Consider the following 6,494-nt stretch of genomic DNA (forward strand, 5'->3'; position numbering starts at 1 on the left):
TTTTAACTTTGGTTCTTCAGAGCAAGAGGCAAGGGAATCTCCTTTCTGTGTTTATAGGTTCTTTTACCTGCTTTATAACGATGAAAAATACTTTGAAAGGTATAAAGTTTTAAAGGAAAATGATAAAAATAACTATTTATGTGATACTTTAGAACTCTTACTTAATTTTAAAGTTGAATGAGGTCTAAAATATGAAGAAAAGCAAACTTTTACTACTTAGCTTGATAAGTAGTTTTGTGATGGCAAAAGGAGAGGAGTACCAACTTGTTGTAACTATAAAAAATCCAGATGAAAATATTAAACTACAAAATTTAGGTTTTAAAAGATGTCAGCAGATTAAACCAAATGTATTAGTATGCCAAAAATCTGAAAATTTAAATTATTTACTTCAATTGAAAGATTTTCTTATAAAAAACGGTATCACAGCAAAAGTTTCACAAGCAATTTCTTATAAAGAAGAAGTTAAACCTAAGCAAGCACAAGAAAAAGATATGGTAAAACAAGAAGAACACGAACAAGAAGCTAAATCTCAACAACCACAGGAAAAAAATGTTGCAAAACCTGTAGAAAACAAAGAATTCAACAAAAGAAAGCCAAAGGAAGAAATTGTAAAATTAAAAGTAGAAAAAAAACAAAATCAAACATCACTTTTAGATGAGTATCTTAAGAATATGTATCTGTATCTTAATTCTCAAGATTATGATGAAGCTTTTAAACTTGCTAAAAAGTTGGAAAACACAAAGTATAGATACGATGCAAAATTTGTTTTAGGTCTTATAAATCTAAAAAAAGAAAACTTTAAGGATGCTTGCTACATATTCGAAGAAATAAAAAATGTAAAAAATGAGGCTAAAAATTTAGCGGTTGATTCTTGCTGGGTTTACTATATGCAATCCGGATACGATGCGTTAGAATCCGGAAATTTGAAAAAAGCGTATGAAAATTTTGAAAAAAGTTTGTCTTACAAGGAAAATATAGAATCCAACTTAGGTATATTTTATGTCTATCTTAAACAAAGAAACTTTGAAAAAGCTAATCAACTTATAGAAAAACTTTATAAATCTTATCCAGAAAATAAAAAAGTTATTCAAGCTTACATAGATTTTCTTATTGAAACAAAACAATTTGATAAATTAACAAGGTTTCAAGACTACTTAACACCACAACAAAAAAATCTATTACAACAACAAGAAATTTATTCTACTTTAGAGAATGTTAAAAAATACATTGAAAACAAAGAGTTTGATTTGGCTGAGGAAAAGCTCAAAACTTTATATATCAAAAATCCTAACAACATTTATGTAATCTTAAACTTAGGTTATCTTTACCTAGAAAAAGGAGAAATAGATAAAGCTGAAAATTATTACAAAAATGCGTTAATTATTGATCCAAACAACAAAGATGCACTAAAAGGGTTAAAAGCTGTTTTTGTGAAACTTGGTAAATACGAAGAAGCCCTTGAAATAGTTGAAAAATTAAAATCAATGGGCGTTACAGATAAAGATGAAAACAAAATAAAAGAACTGTTTTTCCTATCAAAAGCACAAGAATACTTTAAAAAAGGAAACTTAGATTTAGCTGAAAAATATGCTTTAGAAGTTTTAGAAATAAATAAATCAAATCCTACAGCATACCTTATCCTTTCTAACATATACAAAGATAAAGATAAAGAAAAGTACCTTAAATACATATCACAAGCTTACCAACTTGATTCGAAGAATATAGGAATAAAAATTGCTTACATGTATGCATTGATAAACCTTAACTTATTTGACCAAGCGAAAACAATACTTTCAACGATAAATCCTAAATCTTTAACTTTAGAGGAAAAGGAAGATTTAAAAGCCTTTTACAGAATATTCTATGAGAAGTTAGCGTCTTTCTATCTAAATAATAAAAACTATCAAAAAGCAAAAAAAGTTGCTTTAGAAGGTTTAGAGCTTTTCCCAAATAATACCACTTTACTGGAAGTTTTAGGTTGGTCTTGTTACAATCTAAAAGACTATGTTTGTAGTGAAAAAACTTTTAACCAACTATATACCTTTGACCCTAAAAATGAAAATGCTAAACTTGGTCTTGCTTATAACTATCTGAATTTAAAAAAATTGGACAAATTAGAACCTTTATTAAAAGACCTTGAAAAATCCATAAATCCAAAAATTCTGGAAGAAGTGGCTACTATCTACTATTCTCTATCCAGATATAAAGATGCAGAAAGAGTAATAGAAAAATATAAATCCTTATCCCAAAAAACAGTAACCGAAGAAACTGAAAAAATTCAAGAAACAGAAATAGTCAAACCTATTGATGTTAAGCCAAAAAAAGAAAGAGAGATACCATTTATTTTAGATGAAAATAAAGAAATTTTAAACTATAATAATCCTAAAACAGAGGAAACAACTAAGATAAAACAACAAACATCTTACTCAGAAAATGAAGAAAAAACAACCCAAGATTATAAAAAAAAAGAACCTATAGAAGAGCTTAAAGAAAAAATAAAAATTGCAAAGCAAGATTACACAGATAATATAATCTTAGGTGTAAAGTTAAGAGATAAAAGTGGAGAAAACGGAAAAAGTAAATTAACAGATATATCTCCTTTTATAAAAGGAACATACTATTTAAATGAAAATTTATCATTTTACATTGGAGGATATCTTACATCTTTAAACTCCGGAAAGCTGTCAGACTATGCCAATTATGGCACACCTCAAAATCAGACAATTCTTAGAGAAGTTCCTTCTTCTTATTCAGGTATAGAACCATTTGGTGGTTTTAACTTCAAATCATACAAGTTAAATGTTTCTGGATACTTGGGGACAACTCCAAAAGTAGACAACGGTATTTCTTCTAAATTGGTATATAGTTTAGAAGGCAAAATAAAAACAGCTTTTCAAAAATTTGGGATAGGAATATATCAAAAGCCAATGAGAGACTCTATTTTGTCTTATGTAGGAAGTAAAGACCCCTATTCTTACAACAGCTGGGGAAGAGCTGTAGAATCCGGAGTAAAAGTATCATACGAACAATCAATAGGAGAGAAGGATTCTATGGTTTACTCGCAAATCAGTGTTGGTAGAATTAAAGGAGAGCAAATTCAAGAAAATACAAATATAAATCTTATAGTTATGCCTAAAGTTTATGCTGGAAAATTGATTGGAGATGAGGATTACTTAGGAATGTTTTTATTGTATAATAAGTTTTCCAAAAATCAAGACTGTTATTACTATGGTTGCGGTGGTTATTTTTCACCTAAAAGTATGTTTATAATTGCACCGATGTTGGAAGGATTTTACTTTATGAACGAAAGATTTGGTTTACACTATAAAGCTTTCTTAGGTGCATTATTACTTGACAATAATGATAAAAAAAATGTAGATGTATCCTTTGATGGTTATATAGGAGGTATATACATGCTTTCTAAAAATATGTTTTTTAATGTATCAGGAGAGTACAGAAAAACCTCTAAATACTCTGAAATCTTTAGTTCCGCATATTTACAGTACTTCTTTGGAGACAGATTTAATGTAAACAAAAATGATTTAATAAAACTTGAGAAGGAAATATATAAACCATGATAAATATAACTGTAGGCTCTTTCAAAGGTGGTGTAGGTAAATCAACAGTTTCTTTAAACTTTGCCTATGAGCTTTCAAAGTACGGTAAAGTATTACTTGTAGATACTGACCCTCAAAACAGTCTTGCTTTTTTTCTGTGTCAAGAATTTGATAAAGGTTTTTCCGAAATTTTATTTATGAATGCTGATATTGATAATCTTATAAAAAAACCTTTTCCAGAAGATAATAACAACTTTCATTTTTTGCCTACAGGCGTTTATGGTATAAATAATCCGACTTATTATGAAGATGAGTTTAGCTTAGATAAAGTGGAAAGATTCCTAAAATTAATAAAAAATTTTGATTTTGAATACATTGTATACGACACACCACCAAGGATATCTAAGCACATAGAAACTTTAATTCAGGCTTCCGAAGATTTTTTATTAGTTTTAACTCCTGACCCAGCAACTTACTCATCTTTTGTGATATTTTTAAAATTTTTGGAAGAAAACAATCTTAAAGAAAAGGTTTTATGTCTAACCAATCAAACAGAACCAACAAAAATAAGTGAAGATTTTACAAAATTGATATCTCTACACTTTAAAAAAAGAAACCTAGGCTTTCTTCCAAGAGATTTAACCGTGATAGAATCTCAAGGAAAATGTAGACCTACGGTTGCTTACAATTCGGATTGTCCTTTTTCAATCTTTTTAAAAAAGGCTGTTTTAAATTACTTGAAACTAAAAACTTAAAATGAATAACATTCAAAATATAAAAAATTTTAGTTTAAAAGAGTTTTGCACTATTAAAGTTGGTGGAGTAGGAAAGGTTGTTTACTTTCCAAGAAATGTAGAAGAGATTAGTAATCTTATAAAAGAGTTTTCAATGGAAAACATTTTTCCACTTGGTATTGGAAGCAACCTTATTTTTTCAGATGGTTTTATAGATAAAGTTTTTATTCATTCAAAAAATTTAAAATCTTACGAGGTTATTCAAGAAAACGAGTATTTTTATTTGATTTTAGAAGCAGGAGTGAGTTTTAAGACAGTGAGTAACATAGTAAAAAAGTACAACTTAGAAGGATTTGAAAATCTTTCCGGAATACCTGCAACCATAGGTGGAGCTGTGGCAATGAATGCTGGAGCCTATGGTAGTGAGATATTTGACATAGTTGAAGAAGTATGGTGGATAGATAAAAATGGAAATCTTATTCATTCAAAAAAAAACGAGATAGAATACTCTTACAGGCACTCTCAATTTCAAAAGGAAGGTTTTGTTTACAAAGTAAAAATAAAATTAAAAAAAAGTGATAAAAATATATCTCATCTAATAAAACAACATCTTTTAGACAGAAATAAAAAACAGCCTCTTGACCTGCCAACAGCTGGCTCAACTTATAAAAATCCAACTGGACATTTTGCAGGAAAACTGTTGGAAGAATCCGGATTAAAAGGATTTAGAATAGGAGATATAGGATTCTCTCAAAAACATGCAAACTTTTTAGTCAATTATGGTAATGCTAAATACGAAGACCTAATAAAACTTCTTACACTTGCCGAAAAAAAAGTGTACGAAAAATTCGGAATTAAACTGGAAAGAGAGGTAAAGATAGTTGAGTAATTTAAAGATAGCTCTTTTGTACGGTGGATATTCAAGAGAAAGAGAAATATCAATTAAAAGTGGAAAAGCTGTAGAAAAGGCATTACAAAAACTTGGTTACAGTTATAAAGTGTTTGACCCGATAGATAGGGAAAAATTTATTAAGGAAATTTTGGATTACAATCCGGATTTAGCATTTATAGTCCTTCACGGAAAAGGAGGAGAAGATGGAACAATCCAAGGGATATTAGAATTTTTAAACATACCATACACTGGCTCAGACTCAAAAACAAGTATGATTTGTATGGATAAAGTCTTAACAAAAATGTACCTTCAACACTACAGTATACCTACTCCGGATTGGAATTTCTTTACCTGTTTGGAAGAAGCTTTAAATTTTGAACCTGATTATCCAACAGTGGTTAAAGCACCAAACGAAGGCTCTTCCATAGGAGTTTACATAGCCAACAACAAGCAAGAGTATGAAAAAGCCTTGCAAGAAGTTTTCAAATTAGATGACAAAGTGTTAGTAGAAAAGTTTATAAAAGGTAGAGAGCTTACAGTAGGAATACTTGACGATGATGTTTTTGATATAGTTGAGGTAATTGTAGAAGAAGGATTTTACGATTATCAAAACAAGTATATCACCGGAAAAACTAAATACGTATGCCCTGCAAACCTTCCGGAAGATGTTTATAAAAAAGTTCAAGAAATAGGTTTTAAAACATACAAAGTATTAAACTGTAAAGGACAGGCAAGAGTTGATATAATATTAGATGATGAATTTAGACCTTACGTTTTAGAAGTAAACACGGTTCCTGGAATGACAGAGTTTAGTTTACTTCCAAAAGCAGCGGCTGTGAGAGGAATCACATTTGAAAACTTAGTCGATAAAATAATAGAAAGTGGATTACGAAAATGATAAAAAAGTTAACACTGGTTGTTTTATGGCTATCCATATGTGCGGTTGTTGGTTATTTAGCCCCAACACTACCATTGGTGAAAGATATTATCTCTATAAAAACTGTAAACGTCAAAGGTACAGACAAATTTAAAGAAGAAGATATAAAAGAAATATTTAAAACTCAAAACTGGTTTTTCTTGACAGAAAGTTACGTCAACGAAAAACTAAAAAGTTATCCTTTCGTTAAAAAAGTAGTTGTATACAAACCTCAGATAGGACAAGTTGATTTACTGGTAGAGGAAAGAAAACCTTTTGCAATTGTAAATCATGATAACAAACATTACGTTGTTGATAAAGATGGAGAGATTTTAAATGAGAAACTTATAGATAGCCATCAAAATCTGTTAAAAGTAAACCTTTCTGGAAAATTT

Annotated in this window: 6 protein-coding genes; all 6 read left to right on the forward strand. The window is 29.3% G+C overall.

The window, feature by feature from the left end; translation table 11 throughout:
- Positions 1 to 181: hypothetical protein (locus NE054_RS06725; protein WP_297890030.1), on the forward strand; the 181-nt coding region annotated here is incomplete at its 5' end.
- A gap of 10 nt (positions 182 to 191) precedes the next feature.
- Positions 192 to 3,578 carry a cellulose synthase subunit BcsC-related outer membrane protein gene (locus NE054_RS06730; protein ID WP_297890032.1) on the forward strand — a complete coding sequence of 1,129 codons (3,387 nt, stop codon included), beginning with the start codon at positions 192 to 194 and terminating at the stop codon, positions 3,576 to 3,578.
- Positions 3,575 to 4,312, forward strand: a complete 738-nt coding sequence (locus tag NE054_RS06735) for a ParA family protein (RefSeq protein ID WP_297890034.1) — start codon at positions 3,575 to 3,577, stop codon at positions 4,310 to 4,312. The genes NE054_RS06730 and NE054_RS06735 overlap by 4 nt, the downstream gene beginning before the upstream one ends.
- A 1-nt stretch (position 4,313) precedes the next feature.
- On the forward strand, positions 4,314 to 5,180 hold the full coding sequence (gene murB, locus NE054_RS06740) for a UDP-N-acetylmuramate dehydrogenase (protein WP_297890036.1): 867 nt from the start codon (positions 4,314 to 4,316) through the stop codon (positions 5,178 to 5,180).
- Positions 5,173 to 6,081, forward strand: coding sequence for a D-alanine--D-alanine ligase (locus NE054_RS06745; protein ID WP_297890039.1), 909 nt, complete (start codon positions 5,173 to 5,175; stop codon positions 6,079 to 6,081). The genes murB and NE054_RS06745 overlap by 8 nt, the downstream gene beginning before the upstream one ends.
- Positions 6,078 to 6,494: FtsQ-type POTRA domain-containing protein (locus NE054_RS06750; RefSeq protein WP_297890041.1), on the forward strand; the 417-nt coding region annotated here is incomplete at its 3' end. The genes NE054_RS06745 and NE054_RS06750, both read left to right, overlap by 4 nt.

Source organism: Sulfurihydrogenibium sp., assembly GCF_027448985.1.
Taxonomy (GTDB): Bacteria; Aquificota; Aquificia; order Aquificales; family Hydrogenothermaceae; genus Sulfurihydrogenibium.

Excerpts from the sequence above, each read along its gene's own strand:
- murB (WP_297890036.1), top strand. The coding sequence starts at position 4,314 with ATGAATAACATTCAAAATATAAAAAATTTTAGTTTAAAAGAGTTTTGC.
- NE054_RS06735 (WP_297890034.1), top strand. The coding sequence starts at position 3,575 with ATGATAAATATAACTGTAGGCTCTTTCAAAGGTGGTGTAGGTAAATCA.
- NE054_RS06730 (WP_297890032.1), top strand. The coding sequence starts at position 192 with ATGAAGAAAAGCAAACTTTTACTACTTAGCTTGATAAGTAGTTTTGTG.